The sequence below is a fragment of the Paucidesulfovibrio longus DSM 6739 genome (genome assembly GCF_000420485.1).
GTDB classification, from domain to species: Bacteria; Desulfobacterota; Desulfovibrionia; order Desulfovibrionales; family Desulfovibrionaceae; genus Paucidesulfovibrio; species Paucidesulfovibrio longus.
In genome coordinates this window covers 297,383-312,609 of the sequence record NZ_ATVA01000011.1, presented here as the reverse complement: position 1 = coordinate 312,609, position 15,227 = coordinate 297,383, and the positions used below count along the sequence as shown (strand labels likewise).

Genomic DNA, 15,227 nt, shown 5'->3' with positions numbered 1-15,227 from the left:
TATCACAGTTCTGTCAAGTAAAAAGCCGGGCAGGGCCTAGCTCTTCTTGATCAGCTCCTCGGCCAACGAGGCAGGCACCTGTTCGTAGTGATCGAACTGCATGGTGAAGGTGGCCCGGCCCTGGGTCTTGGACCGCAGGTCCGTGGCGTAGCCGAACATCATGGACAGCGGCACGTTGGCGCGAATAACCTGCGCGCCTCCGCGGGTGTCCATGCCGGCCACGCGGCCGCGACGACCGCTGAGGTCGCCCATGACGTCGCCGAGGTAGTCCTCGGGGGTCACGACTTCCACGTTCATGATCGGTTCGAGCAGAACCTGCCCAGCCTTTCTGCAGGCCTCTTTGATGGCCATGGAGCCAGCCACGTAGAAAGCCTGCTCCGAGGAGTCGACTTCGTGGTAGGAACCAAAGACCAGCTTGGCCTTGATATCGACGACCGGGTAGCCGGCCATGACGCCGTTCTTGAGGGCGTCCTGGATGCCGCGGTCGACGGGGGCGATGTATTCTTTCGGGATCACGCCGCCCTTGATCTCGTCTTCGAAGAGGTAGCCCCCTTCGGAGTTGGGTTCGACCTCGAGCACGACGTGACCGTACTGGCCGCGACCACCCGACTGCTTGGCGTGCTTGACGTCAACCTTGACCGCTTTTGTAATGGTTTCGCGGTAAGCGACGCGGGGAGCGCCCACGTTGGCATTGACGTTGAACTCGCGGAGCAGGCGGTCGACGATGATCTCGAGGTGCAGCTCGCCCATGCCGGCGATGAGGGTCTGTCCGGTTTCCTCGTCGGTCTTGACGCGGAAGCTCGGATCCTCTTTGGCCAGCTTGGCCAGGCTGTCGGTGAGAACATCGCGGTCGGCCTTGGTCTTGGGCTCGATGGCCACCTCGATGACCGGTTCCGGGATGTCCAGGGACTCCAGAACCACGGGCAGCTTGGGATCGGCCAGAGTGTCGCCCGTGGCGACGATCTTCAGGCCGACGGCGGCGACGATGTCACCCGCCCAGGCTTCCTTGACCTCGTCACGCTTGTTGGCATGCATCTTCAGAAGACGACCGATGCGCTCCTTCTTGCCGCTGCGGGTGTTCACAACGGACTGTCCGGACTCGATGTGTCCGGAATAGAGGCGCAGGAAGGTCAGATGGCCAACGAACGGGTCGGTCATGAGCTTGAAAGCCAGAGCCGAGAGGGGCTTGTCGTCTTCGCAGGGGCAGGTCACCTCTTCGCCGGTGTCGGCGTGCACGCCCTTGATGGCGACGACGTCGAGCGGAGAAGGCAGGTAATCCACGACTGCGTTGAGCAGCTGCTGCACGCCCTTGTTCTTGAAGGCGGTGCCGCAGAGCACGGGGCAGATGGTCAGGGCCACGGTGGCCTTGCGCACGCCCTCGCGCAGTTCCTCGGCGGTCAGTTCCTCACCGCCGAGATATTTTTCCATCAGGGACTCGTCCTCTTCGGCGACAGCTTCGAGCATCTCGAGACGCATGGTCTCGTAAAGCTCCTGCATGTCCTCCGGGACGTCCGTGGTGGAGAATTCCATTCCAAGGGACTCGGGCTTGTCGAAGATGATCGCCTTGCCCTCGATGAGGTCCACCACGCCCTGGAACTCGTCCTCGGCGCCGATGGGGATCTGAAGGGGCACGGGCTTGGCGCCCAGGCGGGTCTTGATCATATCGACGCATCGGAAGAAGTCCGCGCCGATCCGGTCCATTTTGTTCACGAAAGCCATGCGGGGGACCTTGTAGCGGTCCGCCTGCCGCCAGACCGTCTCGGACTGGGGCTCCACACCGGCAACCGCATCGAAGACCGCAATGGCTCCATCGAGTACGCGAAGGGCACGCTCCACCTCCATGGTGAAGTCCACGTGACCGGGCGTATCAATGATATTGATGCGGTGATCGCGCCAGAAGCAGGTCGTGGCTGCGCTGGTGATCGTGATTCCACGCTCTTGTTCCTGCACCATCCAGTCCATGGTGGCTGCGCCGTCATGCACCTCGCCGATCTTGTGCGAGACGCCGGTGTAGAACAGGATGCGCTCCGTGGTAGTGGTCTTACCGGCATCGATGTGAGCCATGATGCCGATGTTGCGCTGCTTTTCCCTGGGAACCTGTCTGGCCACGATCTCTCTCCTCCGCTACCAGCGGTAATGGGCGAAGGCCTTGTTGGCTTCGGCCATCTTGTGTACGTCTTCCCGCTTTTTCACGGCTCCACCACGATTGTTGTAGGCATCCAGAAGCTCGCCGGAGAGGCGCGCGACCATGCCTTTCTCGCCACGATTGCGGGCGAAGTTGATGAGCCAGCGGATGGCCAGGGCAGACTGGCGCTCGGGCCGGACTTCCATGGGCACCTGGTAGGTGGCGCCGCCAACACGGCGGGACTTGACCTCGACGTGCGGCTTGGCGTTTTCCAGGGCCTTTTCAAAGGCCTTCAGGGGATCCTCGGAAGAAGCCTTGCCGAGGTTCTCCAGGGCTTGGTAAAAAATTCTTTCCGCTACGCTCTTCTTTCCCTGGAGCATCAAGCGGTTGATGAAACGGGACGCCAGGCGGCTCCCGTAAATCGGGTCGGGATTGACCTGCCTCTTCGGCGCTGGTCCTTTGCGCGGCATTTTGCTCTCCTTGGTTCTGGCCGGGGGGACGTTATTTCAGGACGCCGGAAAACCCTACTTGTGGGCATCGCTCCCCGGACATTGAGTCACTCAGACGAAAACGGGCTCCGAAAAGCCTTATTTGGGACGCTTTGCTCCGTACTTGGAACGGCCCTGACGGCGATCGGAAACACCAGCGGTGTCCAGGGTACCACGCACGATGTGGTAGCGAACACCGGGAAGGTCTTTCACACGGCCGCCACGGATCAGCACGACGGAGTGCTCCTGAAGGTTGTGGCCCTCACCGGGAATGTAAGCCGTAACTTCGATGCCGTTGGTCAGGCGCACACGGGCGACCTTACGCAACGCGGAGTTCGGCTTTTTCGGCGTGGTGGTGTACACGCGAGTGCACACGCCGCGCCGCTGGGGGCATTCCTGGAGAGCCGGGGTCTTTTTCCGCTTGCCCACGGCATTCCGGCGCTTGCGGATCAACTGATTGATAGTCGGCATATCTCCTCCAAAACAAGTGTTACTGAATCCTAGTCAAAGAGACGGGGATGTACGTCAAGAACCTTGGCTTTGTCAAGGCTCGGACGCCACTTTATACTTGGGGCTCCCCTGCTCCGCCACTGCCCAAAAAAAGGAGAGGCCGGAGCCTCTCCATTGGTTCGAATAGCTTGGGACGTGTTCTAGCCGTCGACGAGCAGCGGATTGTCTTCCAGTTCCTCGAGGAACTTGTCCGGACGCTCCTGCTGTTCGGGAACGTCGATCTCGGCTTCGGCGTATTCGCGGAAGCCCGTGCCCGCGGGAATCAGGCGTCCCACGATGACGTTCTCCTTGAGTCCTCTCAGGCTGTCGGCCTTGCCCATCAGCGAGGCCTCGGTAAGCACCTTGGTGGTCTCCTGGAAGGAAGCCGCCGAGATGAAGGAATCCGTGGACAGCGAAGCCTGGGTGATGCCCAGGACCAGCGGCTCGGCCGTGGCGGGCTCGAAGCCCTCGGCCAGCGCCTTCTGGTTCTCTTCCATGAACCGGGTCTTGTCCACCTGCTCGCCGATGAGGAAGGTGGTGCCGCCCGGATCGAGGATGCTGACCTTCTTGAGCATCTGGCGGACGATGATCTCGATGTGCTTGTCGTTGATGTTGACGCCCTGGAAGCGGTAGACGTCCTGGATCTCCTCGACGAGGTAGCGGGCCAGATGCTTCTCGCCCTTGATCTTGAGGATGTCGTGCAGCTCCGGGTAGCCTTCGGTCAAGAGGTCGCCCGCCTCCACGAAGTCGCCTTCCTGGACCGTGATGTGGCGGCCCTTGGGAATGAGGTATTCCTTGGCTTCGCCCACTTCCGGGGTAACGATGATCTTGCGCTTGCCCTTGGTTTCCTGGCCGGCGGAAACGACGCCGTCGATTTCCGAGACCACGCCCTGATCCTTGGGCTTGCGGACCTCGAAGAGCTCGGCGACGCGCGGCAGACCGCCGACGATGTCCTTGGTCTTGGAGGTTTCGCGCGGCTTGCGGGCGATGGTGTCGCCCTGCTTGAGCACGTCGCCGTCGCGGACCATGAGAATGGCGCCGACGGGCATGGGGAAGACCGCGGGGCTGGAGGTTCCGGGCCGCATCACGGCCTCGCCGTTCTCATCCACGATGGAGATGGCGGGCTTGAAGTTGGTGGTCCGGTATTCCATGATGGTGAACGTGGCCTTCTGGGTCATTTCGTCCACGCGTTCCTGGATGGTCTTGCCCTCGATGATGTCGTGGAAGACCACGGTACCGCTCACGTCCGCGATGAACGGCTCGTTGAACGGATCCCATTCGGCCAGGGTCTGGCCCTTCTTGATCTCCTGGGCTTCCTGGACCAGCAGCTTGGCGCCGGAGGGCAGAACGTACTTTTCACGCTCGCGGCCCTGTTCGTCCACAACGCCCACCTGGCAGCTCTTGCCGAGGACCATGTGCTGGCCCTCGCTGTTGATGACCGTGCGCATGCGCGAGAAGGTCACGCGGCCGGAGTGCTGGCTGTCGATGGAAGACTGCTCGATTTCCTTGGAGGCCGTGCCGCCGATGTGGAACGTACGCATGGTCAGCTGGGTGCCGGGCTCGCCGATGGACTGGGCGGCGATGATGCCGACCGTCTCGCCCACGTTGACGAGGTGGCCGCGGGCCAGGTCGCGTCCGTAGCACTTGGCGCAGACACCGCGCTTGGAACGGCAGGTCAGGGCCGAGCGGATGATGATGCTGTTTACGCCGGCGTTGTCGAGCCTGTCGGCGTAGTATTCGTCGATGATGGTGTCGCCGGGGACGATCAGCTCGCCCGTGGCCTCATCGAAGATGTCGAACATGGTGGCCCGGCCGAGGACGCGCTCGGACAGGGGCTGCTTCACTTCGCCGCCCTTGATGTAGTGCGTCAGCTCCAGTCCGTCCACGGTGCCGCAGTCCAGTTCGGACACGGTCACGTCCTGGACCACGTCCACGAGGCGGCGGGTCAGGTAACCGGAGTTCGCGGTCTTCAGGGCGGTGTCCGCAAGACCCTTACGAGCGCCGTGCGTGGAGATGAAGTACTGCAGAACCGAGAGTCCCTCGCGGAAGCTCGCGGTGATGGGCGTTTCGATGATCTCGCCGGACGGCTTGGCCATCAGGCCGCGCATGCCGGCCAGCTGGCGCATCTGGTCCTGGTTGCCTCGGGCGCCGGAGGTGGCCATCATATAGATAGGGTTGAAGCTGGAGTTGTGCTCCACAGCTCCGGTCTTGGGATCCTGGACGATGTCCACGGACATTTCCTTCATCATCTCGTTGGAAACGTCGTTGGTGGTCTTGGTCCAGACGTCGACGACCTTGTTGTACTTTTCCGTACGGGTGATGATGCCGTCGCGGTACTGCGATTCGATCTCCGAGACCTCGTTGTACGCGGACTCGATGAGCTTGGGCTTGCGCGCGGGAATCCGGAGATCCTTCACGCCGATGGTCACGCCCGCGCGGGTCGCGTATTCGTAGCCCAGACCCTTGACCCGGTCGCAGAGGATGACCGTGGCCTTGGTTCCCGCGTCGCGATAGGTCTGCGCCACGAGCCGGGCGATGTTCTTCTTGTTCAGCACGCAGTTCACGGCCTCGAAGTCCACGCCTTCGGGCAGGAGCTGGCTGACGATGATGCGGCCAGTGGTGGTTTCCACGAGCTTGCCGTCGATGCGCACCTTGATGCCCGCGTGCAGGCTGAGCGCGCCGCCGTCGTGGGCCGCGATGACTTCCCAGGGTCCGGCAAAGACCTTGCCTTCGCCCAGCTCGAAGCTGCGCTGGGTGGTCAGGAAGTACAGGCCGAGGACGATGTCCTGCGAAGGGTTGATGATCGGACTGCCGTTGGACGGGCTGAGGATGTTGTTGGAAGACATCATCAGCACGCGGGCCTCGATCTGGGCCTCCACGGAAAGCGGCACGTGCACGGCCATCTGGTCGCCGTCGAAGTCCGCGTTGTAGGCCGCGCAGACCAGCGGGTGCAGCTGGATGGCCTTGCCCTCGACCAGCAGCGGCTCAAAGGCCTGGATGCCGAGACGGTGCAGGGTCGGGGCGCGGTTCAGGAGGATGGGATACTCGCGAACCACGTCCTCGAGGATGTCCCAGACCACCAGGTCTTCGCGCTCGACCATTTTCTTGGCGCTCTTGATGGTCGTGGCCAGTTCGCGCCGCTCCAGCTCGGAATAGATGAAGGGCTTGAACAGCTCGAGCGCCATTTTCTTGGGCAGACCGCACTGGTGCAGCTTCAGGCTCGGACCGACGACGATGACGGAACGGCCGGAATAGTCAACGCGCTTGCCGAGCAGGTTCTGACGGAACCGGCCCTGCTTGCCCTTGATCATGTCGGAGAGGGACTTCAGCGGACGGCCGTTGGTGCCGGTGATGGCCCTGCCGCGACGGCCGTTGTCGAAGAGCGCGTCCACGGATTCCTGGAGCATGCGCTTTTCGTTGCGGATGATGATGTCCGGCGCGCCCAGCTCCAGCAGTCTCTTCAGACGGTTGTTGCGGTTGATGACGCGGCGGTAGAGGTCGTTGAGGTCCGAAGTGGCGAAGCGTCCGCCGTCCAGGGGCACCAGGGGGCGCAGCTCGGGCGGAATCACGGGCACGACCTCGAGGATCATCCATTCCGGGCGGTTGCCGGATTCGATGAAGGCCTCGACGATCTTGAGCCGCTTGGTGATCTTCTTCTTGCGGGTCTGGGAACGGGTGGACTGGGATTCCTCGCGCAGGGAGGCGCGCAGCTCTTCCAGCTCCAAAGCCTCGAGCAGCTTGCGGATGGTTTCCGCGCCCATGCCCACTTCGCAGGCATCCTCGCCGAAATGGTCGAGCACCTGGAGGTACTGGTCTTCCGAGATGATCTGGTGCTTCTTGAGCGGAGTCTCGCCCGGCTCAAGCACGATGTAGGAATCGAAATAAAGCACCTTTTCCAGATCGGCCATGGTGATGTCCAGCAGGGTGCCGATCTTGGAAGGCAGGGTCTTCAGGAACCAGATGTGCGCGACGGGAGCGGCCAGCTCGATGTGGCCCATGCGCTCGCGGCGCACCTTGGAAGCGATAACCTCGACACCGCACTTTTCGCAGACGATGCCGCGGTGCTTCATGCGCTTATATTTTCCGCAGTTGCACTCGTAATCCTTCACCGGCCCGAAGATCTTGGCGCAGAACAGGCCATCCCGCTCCGGCTTGAACGTGCGGTAGTTGATGGTTTCCGGCTTCTTGACCTCGCCGAAGGACCATTCACGGATTTTCTCCGGAGATGCGATGGATATCTTGATGGATTTCAATCCACGACCAGCGCCGCCGACGCTGGGAGTGCCACGCAAGGTGAACAGATCGTCCAAAGTCATGGCTGCCCCTTGGGGTTATGAATTTCTAACTGGCCCGGCCTTTCGGCCGGGCCGGTTACAATCGAATATCGCCGAACGCCCTACTGCGCGAAACGCTGCGGCATGGGCTTCTTGCGAGGCTCGTCCTGCTCCAGGTGCACGTCCAGTCCAAGGGACATGAGTTCCTTGATGAGAACGTTGAAGGATTCCGGCAGCCCCGCTTCAAGGAAGTTGTCTCCCTTGACGATCTTTTCGTACATCTTCACGCGGCCCTGCACGTCGTCGGATTTGACCGTGAGGAACTCCTGAAGCATGTAGGCCGCGCCGTAGGCCTCCAGAGCCCAGACTTCCATTTCACCCAAACGCTGGCCGCCGAACTGGGCCTTGCCGCCGAGGGGCTGCTGGGTGACCAGGGAGTACGGGCCCGTGGAACGGGCGTGAATCTTTTCGTCGACCAGGTGGTGCAGCTTGAGGATGTACATCACGCCCACCGTGACCCGGTTCTGGAACGGCACGCCGGTGCGGCCGTCGTAGAGCACGACCTTGCCGTCGTCCGGCAGGCCGGCCTTTTCAAGCATGGACCAGATTTCCTCTTCCTCGGCGCCGTCGAAAACCGGCGTCTTGGTCACGATGCCGTTCTTGCTGGCCTTGATGGCCTCCACAAGCTCCTCGTCGCTGAGGCCGTCGATGAGCTCGTCCACGGTATCGCCCAGGGAAGCCTTGATCCGGACGCGCAGATCCTGGACCCCCTCCTCGTACATGGCGTAGAGGCGGTTGCCGATTTCCTTGGCGCCCCAGCCCAGGTGGGTTTCCATGATCTGGCCGATGTTCATACGCGAAGGAACGCCGAGCGGGTTGAGCACGATGTCCATGGGCGTTCCGTCGGCGAAGAAAGGCATGTCCTCTTCCGGCAGGATGCAGGAGACGACGCCCTTGTTGCCGTGGCGGCCGGCCATTTTGTCGCCCACGCTGAGCTTGCGCTTCACGGCGACGTAGACCTTGACCATCTTGATCACGCCCGGAGGCAGATCGTCGCCCTCGGTGGCCTTTTCGCGCTTGAGATCGTAGATGTTCTTGATGAACTTGATCTGACGCTCGTAGTCGGCGAGGAAGTCCTTGATGACGTTGTTCACGTCGGCGTCCTCGAAGACCCCGGCCAGCTTCTTCAGCGGAATCTCCGCCAAGGCCTCGGCGTCCAGCGGCTGGCCGCCTTCCGCGTAAAGGCTGCCCTTCTTCTTTCCGGGCAGATCCTTGGCCACGGCCTTGCCTTCCACCACGGGGATGATCTTTTCGCGCTGCGCGTCGGTCAGCGCGGTGATGTGCTTCATCTCCTTGAGGTCGATCTTGTCCAGCTCGTACTGCTCGATATTATGGGTGCGCTCGTCCTTCTCGCCGGAGCGGCGGTTGAAGACCTTCACGTCCACCACGGTGCCCTCGATTCCCGGCGGAACCTTGAGGGAGGTGTTTTTCACGTCCCGGGCCTTGTCGCCGAAGATGGCCCGCAGGAGCTTTTCTTCCGGGGTCAGCTGCGTCTCGCCCTTGGGGGTGATCTTGCCGACCAGGATGTCGTCGGCCTGCACGCGCGCGCCGAGGCGGATGATGCCGCACTCGTCGAGGTTGCGGAGCATTTCCTCAGAGACGTTGGAGATGTCCCTGGTGATTTCTTCGGGTCCGAGCTTGGTGTCTCGCGCGACGACTTCGAATTCCTCCACGTGCACGGAGGTGAAGACGTCCTCCTTGACCATCCGTTCGGAGATCAGGATGGAGTCCTCGAAGTTGTAGCCGCACCAGGGCATGAAGGCCACGAGCAGGTTCTTGCCCAGGGCCAGTTCGCCGTCGCGGATGGCCGGGCCGTCCGCGAGCACGTGCCCCTTCTTGACCTTCTGGCCCACGTTGACGCGGGCGCGCTGGCCGAAGCAGGAGTTCTGGTTGGACTTGTGCCACTTGAGCAGCTCGTAGCTCTTGACGCCGCCCGTGTTCGGGGAAATCCCGCCCTCGTAGCACATCACGATGCGTTCGGCGTCCACATAGTGGACGATGCCGTCCTGCTCGGCGAGCAGGCACGCACCGGAATCCTGCGCCACGGTTGCTTCCATGCCGGTTCCCACCAGGGGCTTTTCGGCGCGCAGCAGGGGCACGGCCTGGCGCTGCATGTTCGATCCCATGAGCGCGCGGTTGGCGTCGTCGTGTTCCAGGAAGGGAATCAACGCGGCGGAGATGGAGACGATCTGGCTCGGGCTGATGTCCATGAGGGTGACTTCCTCACGGGGCGCCAGGGTCACGTCGCCGAGGATTCGGACGGTGACCAGGTCGTTGACGAATTCGCCGTCCTTGAGCGGGGCGTTGGCCTGGGCCACGACCTCGCCCGCCTCCATGGTCGCGTCGACGTATTTGACGTCGCTGGTGACCTTGTTGTCCTTGATCACGCGGAACGGCGTCTCAATGAAGCCGTAGTCGTTGACCTTGGCATAGGTCGTCAGGGAGACGATCAGACCGATGTTCGGACCTTCCGGAGTCTCGATGGGGCAAATGCGGCCATAGTGGGAGGTGTGCACGTCGCGCACCTCGAAGCCCGCGCGCTCGCGCGTCAGGCCGCCGGGGCCAAGGGCCGAGAGACGGCGCTTGTGCGTGACCTCGGAGAGCGGGTTGGTCTGGTCCATGAACTGCGAGAGCTGGGACGTTCCGAAGAACTCCTTGAGCACCGCGGCCACGGGCTTCGGGTTGATCAGGTCGTGGGGCATCAGGGTGGCCACTTCCTGAAGGCTCATGCGCTCCTTGATGGCGCGCTCCATGCGCACGAGGCCGATGCGATACTGGTTTTCCACCAGTTCGCCCACGGGGCGCACGCGGCGGTTGCCCAGGTGGTCGATGTCGTCGGCCGGTCCGTGGGCGTCCTTGAGCTTGCAGAGCACGCGGACGGCCGTGAGGATGTCCTCGTTGGCCAGGGTGCGCTTCTCCAGCGGCTGGTCCAGGCCCAGACGGGAATTCAGCTTGTAGCGGCCCACGCTGGAGAGGTCGTAATAGTCAGGATTGCGGAAGAGGTTCTCGAAGAACGTGGCCGCGATCTCGCCCGTGGGGGGAGAGCTGGGACGCAGGCGGCGGTAGATCTCGATCTGCGCGCTTTCCAGGTCCACGGTCTTGTCCAGCATCAGCGTCTCGCGCATGGAGGAGGAAACGTCCATGCCGCTGGTCCACAGCACGGGAATCTCAACGATTCCGGCTTCCTGGGCCTGCTCGATGAGAGCCGGGGTGATCTCCTCGGCGCCCTCGGCGATGACTTCGCCGTTCTTGTCCACAAGGTCGCGGGAGAGGAAAAGGCCATGCAGGGCTTCGGGAGCGACCTCGATGGTCTCGACTCCCTGGCGGGCGAGCTTGCGCCAGCCGCCCTTGGAAATGGGCGCGCCGGCCTTGGAAACGACCTTGCCGTCGGGAAGTTCGAGATCCACGTAGGCTTCTTCCTTGCGGAAGTGCTCCTCGACGACCTTGCGAAGCACCTTGCCGTCCTGGAGAAGGTACGTCTCGGAGTCGTAGAAGTAGTCGAGAATGTCCTGCCGGGTCATGCCCATGGCCTTGAGCAGGATCGTGGCGGGCATCTTGCGGCGGCGGTCGATGCGGACGTAGAGGATGTCCTTGTGGTCGAAATCGAAGTCCAGCCAGGAGCCGCGCATGGGAATGATGCGGCAGGAGTAAAGAACGGTGCGGCTGGAGTGCGTCTTACCGGAATCATGCTCGAAGATGATGCCGGGAGAACGCTGCAACTGGTTGACGATGACCCGCTCGGTGCCGTTGATGATGAAGGTGCCCTTTTCCGTCATCAGCGGGATCGTGCCGAAATAGATGTCCTGTTCCTTGATGTCGCGGATGGTCCGGGATTCGGACTCCTCGTCCACGTCATAGACCACCAGACGCACCTTGATGCGGATGGTCGTTTCATAGGTCAGGCCCTTGGAAATGCATTCGGACTGGTCGTACTTGGGCTCGCCGATTTCATAACTGACATACTCAAGGCTGGCCGTCTTGTTGAAGTCCTCGATGGGGAAGACCGAACGGAAGACCCCCTCAAGGCCGATGTCCTCCCTGCTGGCTGGCGGCACATCCTCCTGCAAGAACAGCTTGTAGGAGTCCACCTGCAACTCGAGCAGGTGGGGGATGGGCAGGGCATTGACGATTTCTCCGAACTGTTTTGTAAGCTGAACCATTGTACCCTCGTGCGATACGTTTGGCGTTTAGGTACGGACTGCCTTGCGCAGCTCCAGCGACCCCGTTCGGGCCAAAAACCGGCGGGGAGCCGGTATTCACGGGAAATGCGGATGGTAAATTAAAACGCTAAAAAATTCTATACAGATACAGCGCAAAGAGCGCAACTCCCCCGTTGGGGATTGCGCTCTTTGGCTGTTATTTGATTCTAACTATTTAACTTCAACGCTGGCGCCCGCTTCCTCGAGCTGCTTCTTGGCTTCGGCGGCATCGTCCTTGGACACGCCTTCCTTGACGGGCTTCGGAGCCTCGTCGACCAGCGCCTTGGCTTCCTTCAGGCCCAGGCCGGTGAGGGCGCGGACGGCCTTGATGACGCCGATCTTGTTGTCGCCGGCACCGGTGAGGATGACGTCGAACTCGGTCTTCTCTTCCTCTTCGGCAGCGGCTTCGCCGCCACCGGCGGGCATGACGGCCATGGCGGCCATGGGAGCGGCGGCAGAGACGCCGAACTTCTCCTCGAGTTCCTTGATGAACTCGGAGAGCTCAAGCACAGTCATGTTGGCGATAAAATCGACAACCTGATCTTTAGTGATATCAGCCATTTCGTTGTCCTCCTTGGGGGTAACCTTACTTGGTCGTGAGCACTCGGATCCGTTACGCCGCTTCTTTTTCCTTCTGCTCCTTGATCGCAGTCAAGGCGTAGAGGGTATTGCGCAGCAGGTTCGCGAACAGACCCACAAAGTTGGTCGGTACGGCATTCATGGTGCCGAGGACCGACGCAAGCAGCTCGGGCTTACCGGGCAGCTTGGCGAGCTCCTTCAAGCCGTTCTCGTCAAGATAGCGCCCTTCAAGGCTACCGAATTTGATTTCGAACTTTTTGTTCTTCTTCGCAAATTCGGCCAGCGCCTTCGCCAGGGGAACGGGATCTTCGTACCCGAGGGCGACAGCGCAGTTGTCCTTGAAATGCTCACAGAGGACCCCGTGATCGGTATCCTTGAGAGCTAACCGGGCCAGGGTGTTCTTGACGACTTGGAAGTCGACTCCGGACTCGCGGAGATCCTTGCGCAGAACAGTGGTGTGTTCCACGGTCAGACCGGCGAAGCCGGTGACGACGGCAATGCTCGCCCGAGAAGCTTTCTCAGAAAGCTGCTCAATGATCTGGGCTTTATCTTGCCTGTTCATCGACACTCCTCATCAGTTGGCCCGGAAAGCAAGTCTAGAACTCGTCTCGGCAGGACGGATTAAGGGGCCGAAACCCCGCCTGCTGTCTGCGACTCGCCTTCCTGTTGTATATCTCGACCCGCCCCGGTCCGACCGAGGCGGGGTTGTCCCTTACGCTTCCAGGAACTTGCGGATGGTGGACACGTCCACCTTGAAGCCGGGGCCCATGGTGGTGGCCACGGCAAGAGAGAGCATGTAGGTGCCTTTGCTGGAGGAGGGCTTGATGCGGTTGACCGTCTCCAGCAGGGCCTTGAGGTTTTCGCAGAGCTTGTCCGCGCCGAAGGAGACCTTGCCGATGGGGGCGTGGAGCACGCCAGCCTTATCGACCTTGAACTCGACCTTACCGGCCTTGAGTTCCTTGACGGCCTTCCCGATGTCGAAGGTGACGGTACCGATCTTGGCGTTGGGCATCAGGCCGCGAGGACCGAGCACCCGGCCGATCTTGCCGACCTGGGCCATCATGTCCGGAGTAGCGACAGCTTTGTCGAACTCCAGCCAGCCGCCCTGGATCTTCTCGATCAGGTCGTCGCCGCCGACGACGTCGGCTCCGGCTTCCTTGGCTTCGGCTTCCTTGTCGCCCTTGCAGAAGGCGGCAACGCGGACGTCCTTGCCCAGACCGTTGGGCAGGATGACGGCGCCGCGCACCATCTGATCGGAATATTTGGGATCGACACCGAGGTTGATGGCCACATCCACGGTCTCGTCAAAGGTGGCAAAAGAGGCCTCGACGGCCAGCTTCACGCTTTCCTCGACGGACACGCGCTGGGTGAGGTCTTTTCCCTCGACGGCGCTTCTGAATTTCTTTCCGTGTTTCGGCATGGTTCGCTTCTCCAACTAGCCTTTAACTTCGATGCCCATGCTGCGGGCGGTGCCTTCGATGCTGCGCATGGCGGCGTCGATGTCCGCGGCGGTCAGGTCGGGCATCTTCAGTTCGGCGATTTCCCGCACCTGGGCGCGAGTCACCTTTCCGACCTTGGTCTTGTTGGGTTCGCCGCTGCCCTTGTCGAGCTTGGCGGCCTTGACCAGCAACACCGCGGCGGGCGGGGTCTTGGTGATGAAGGAGAACGACCGGTCCGCGTAGACCTCGATGACCACGGGGATGATCATACCCTTCTGGTCCTGCGTGCGGGCGTTGAACGCCTTGCAGAACTCCATGATGTTCACGCCGTGCTGACCAAGAGCCGGGCCGACGGGCGGCGACGGGTTGGCAGCGCCTGCGGCGATCTGCAGCTTAATTTTTCCGATGACTTTCTTGGCCATTTTTCAATCCTTGCGGTGCCTTTTAGACGTAGGGATCGGCCCGGATCAGCCTTTGTCCACCTGGACGAAATCCAACTCGACAGGCGTCTGTCGACCGAAGATGGATACGCTGACCCGAAGCTTGCCCTTGTCGTAGTTGACGTCCTCGACCACTCCGTTGAAACCGGAGAAGGGGCCGTCGATGACCCGGACTTCGTCGCCGCGTCCGAAGTTGAACTTGGGACGGGGCTGCTCCTGGCGGCTCTCCATCATTTTCAGGATAGTCTGCGCCTCGCTGTCGCGCATGGGCGTAGGGCGGTTCTTGCCGCCAACAAACCCTGTAACCTTCGGGATGTCCTGAATCAGGTGCCAGGATTCGTCCGTCATGACCATCTTGATCATGACATATCCGGGATAGAATTTGCGCGTGGTGGTCCGCTTCTCGCCCTTGACCATTTCAACGACCTTCTCGGTGGGCATGACCACTTCTTCGATCAGACCGTTGTCCTGGCCGGTACGCATCATCTCTTTGATCGTCTGCTCAACCCGCTGCTCAAACCCGGAGTAGGTATGCAGAATATACCAGCGGGCGCGCATCTTGGCGTCGCCTGTAAGCTCAAGTTCACTCATAGTCCGTTGTCCTTACGCGCCGCGGTTAGGACAGGATGACGCTGATGAGCTGGGACAGCCCAAGGTCGACAACCCCCAGAAACAGGGCAACCACCACCGTGAAGACCACGACGGCGATGCTGGTGGCGACAGTTTCCTTCCGGCTGGGCCAGACGACTTTCTTGATCTCGACCTTGGACTCTTCGAAAAAGTCCTTCAGTTGCGAGATCTTGGCCCCCAGGCTCGCCGGGGAGACCTTCTGGGCCTGCTGACTGCCGGAGTCCTTGATTTTCTTTCTGGCCATTCGGACCGTCCTATAAAAGATGGCAGGGGTGGAGGGATTCGAACCCCCAACTTCCGGTTTTGGAGACCGGCACTCTAGCCGTTAGAGTTACACCCCTGCGTTCGAAACTACTTGGACTCTTTGTGGACCGTGTGTTTCTTGTCCCAGGGACAATACTTCTTCACTTCCAGGCGTCCAGTAGTATTCTTCTTGTTCTTGGAGGTAGCGTAGTTCTTACGCTTGCACTCCGTGCACTGCAACTGGATGTTGACGCGCATGTC

The 15,227-nt window shown here is 61.3% G+C and carries 12 protein-coding genes and 1 tRNA gene; all 13 read right to left on the bottom strand.

Translation table 11 applies throughout. The features are described from left to right. Nucleotides 1–36 precede the first annotated feature (36 nt). Nucleotides 37–2,109, bottom strand: coding sequence for an elongation factor G (gene fusA / locus G452_RS0103180; protein ID WP_022660810.1), 2,073 nt, complete (start codon nt 2,107–2,109; stop codon nt 37–39). Between the two features lie 15 nt (nt 2,110–2,124). Next, on the bottom strand, nt 2,125–2,595 hold the full coding sequence (gene rpsG / locus G452_RS0103175; RefSeq protein ID WP_022660809.1) for a 30S ribosomal protein S7: 471 nt from the start codon (nt 2,593–2,595) through the stop codon (nt 2,125–2,127). Between the two features lie 117 nt (nt 2,596–2,712). Next, the gene (rpsL, locus tag G452_RS0103170) at nt 2,713–3,084 is read right to left on the bottom strand and encodes a 30S ribosomal protein S12 (protein ID WP_022660808.1); all 372 of its coding nucleotides are present in this window, start codon (nt 3,082–3,084) and stop codon (nt 2,713–2,715) included. Nucleotides 3,085–3,263: 179 nt separating this feature from the next. After that, nucleotides 3,264–7,418 carry a DNA-directed RNA polymerase subunit beta' gene (gene rpoC, locus G452_RS0103165; RefSeq protein WP_022660807.1) on the bottom strand — a complete coding sequence of 1,385 codons (4,155 nt, stop codon included), beginning with the start codon at nt 7,416–7,418 and terminating at the stop codon, nt 3,264–3,266. Nucleotides 7,419–7,498: 80 nt separating this feature from the next. Beyond that, nucleotides 7,499–11,596: a DNA-directed RNA polymerase subunit beta gene (gene rpoB, locus G452_RS0103160; protein ID WP_022660806.1), complete on the bottom strand. Its 4,098-nt coding sequence runs from the start codon at nt 11,594–11,596 to the stop codon at nt 7,499–7,501. 210 nt (nt 11,597–11,806) lie between these two features. Then, a complete protein-coding gene (rplL, locus tag G452_RS0103155; protein ID WP_022660805.1) occupies nt 11,807–12,196 on the bottom strand; it encodes a 50S ribosomal protein L7/L12 in 390 nt (129 codons plus the stop codon). A gap of 52 nt (nt 12,197–12,248) precedes the next feature. Further along, the gene (gene rplJ, locus G452_RS0103150; RefSeq protein ID WP_022660804.1) at nt 12,249–12,776 is read right to left on the bottom strand and encodes a 50S ribosomal protein L10; all 528 of its coding nucleotides are present in this window, start codon (nt 12,774–12,776) and stop codon (nt 12,249–12,251) included. A 150-nt stretch (nt 12,777–12,926) separates the two neighbouring features. After that, entirely contained in the window at nt 12,927–13,634 is a 708-nt protein-coding gene (rplA, locus tag G452_RS0103145) for a 50S ribosomal protein L1 (protein ID WP_022660803.1), read from the bottom strand. Nucleotides 13,635–13,649: 15 nt separating this feature from the next. Then, on the bottom strand, nt 13,650–14,075 hold the full coding sequence (gene rplK / locus G452_RS0103140; protein ID WP_022660802.1) for a 50S ribosomal protein L11: 426 nt from the start codon (nt 14,073–14,075) through the stop codon (nt 13,650–13,652). 45 nt (nt 14,076–14,120) lie between these two features. Beyond that, a complete protein-coding gene (nusG, locus tag G452_RS0103135) occupies nt 14,121–14,684 on the bottom strand; it encodes a transcription termination/antitermination protein NusG (RefSeq protein ID WP_040368070.1) in 564 nt (187 codons plus the stop codon). Between the two features lie 25 nt (nt 14,685–14,709). Continuing rightward, nucleotides 14,710–14,967, bottom strand: coding sequence for a preprotein translocase subunit SecE (gene secE / locus G452_RS0103130; RefSeq protein WP_022660800.1), 258 nt, complete (start codon nt 14,965–14,967; stop codon nt 14,710–14,712). Between the two features lie 20 nt (nt 14,968–14,987). Next, a tRNA-Trp gene (locus G452_RS0103125) sits at nt 14,988–15,064 on the bottom strand. A gap of 10 nt (nt 15,065–15,074) precedes the next feature. Continuing rightward, nucleotides 15,075–15,224, bottom strand: coding sequence for a 50S ribosomal protein L33 (rpmG, locus tag G452_RS0103120; protein ID WP_022660799.1), 150 nt, complete (start codon nt 15,222–15,224; stop codon nt 15,075–15,077). Between the last annotated feature and the right edge of the window lie 3 nt (nt 15,225–15,227).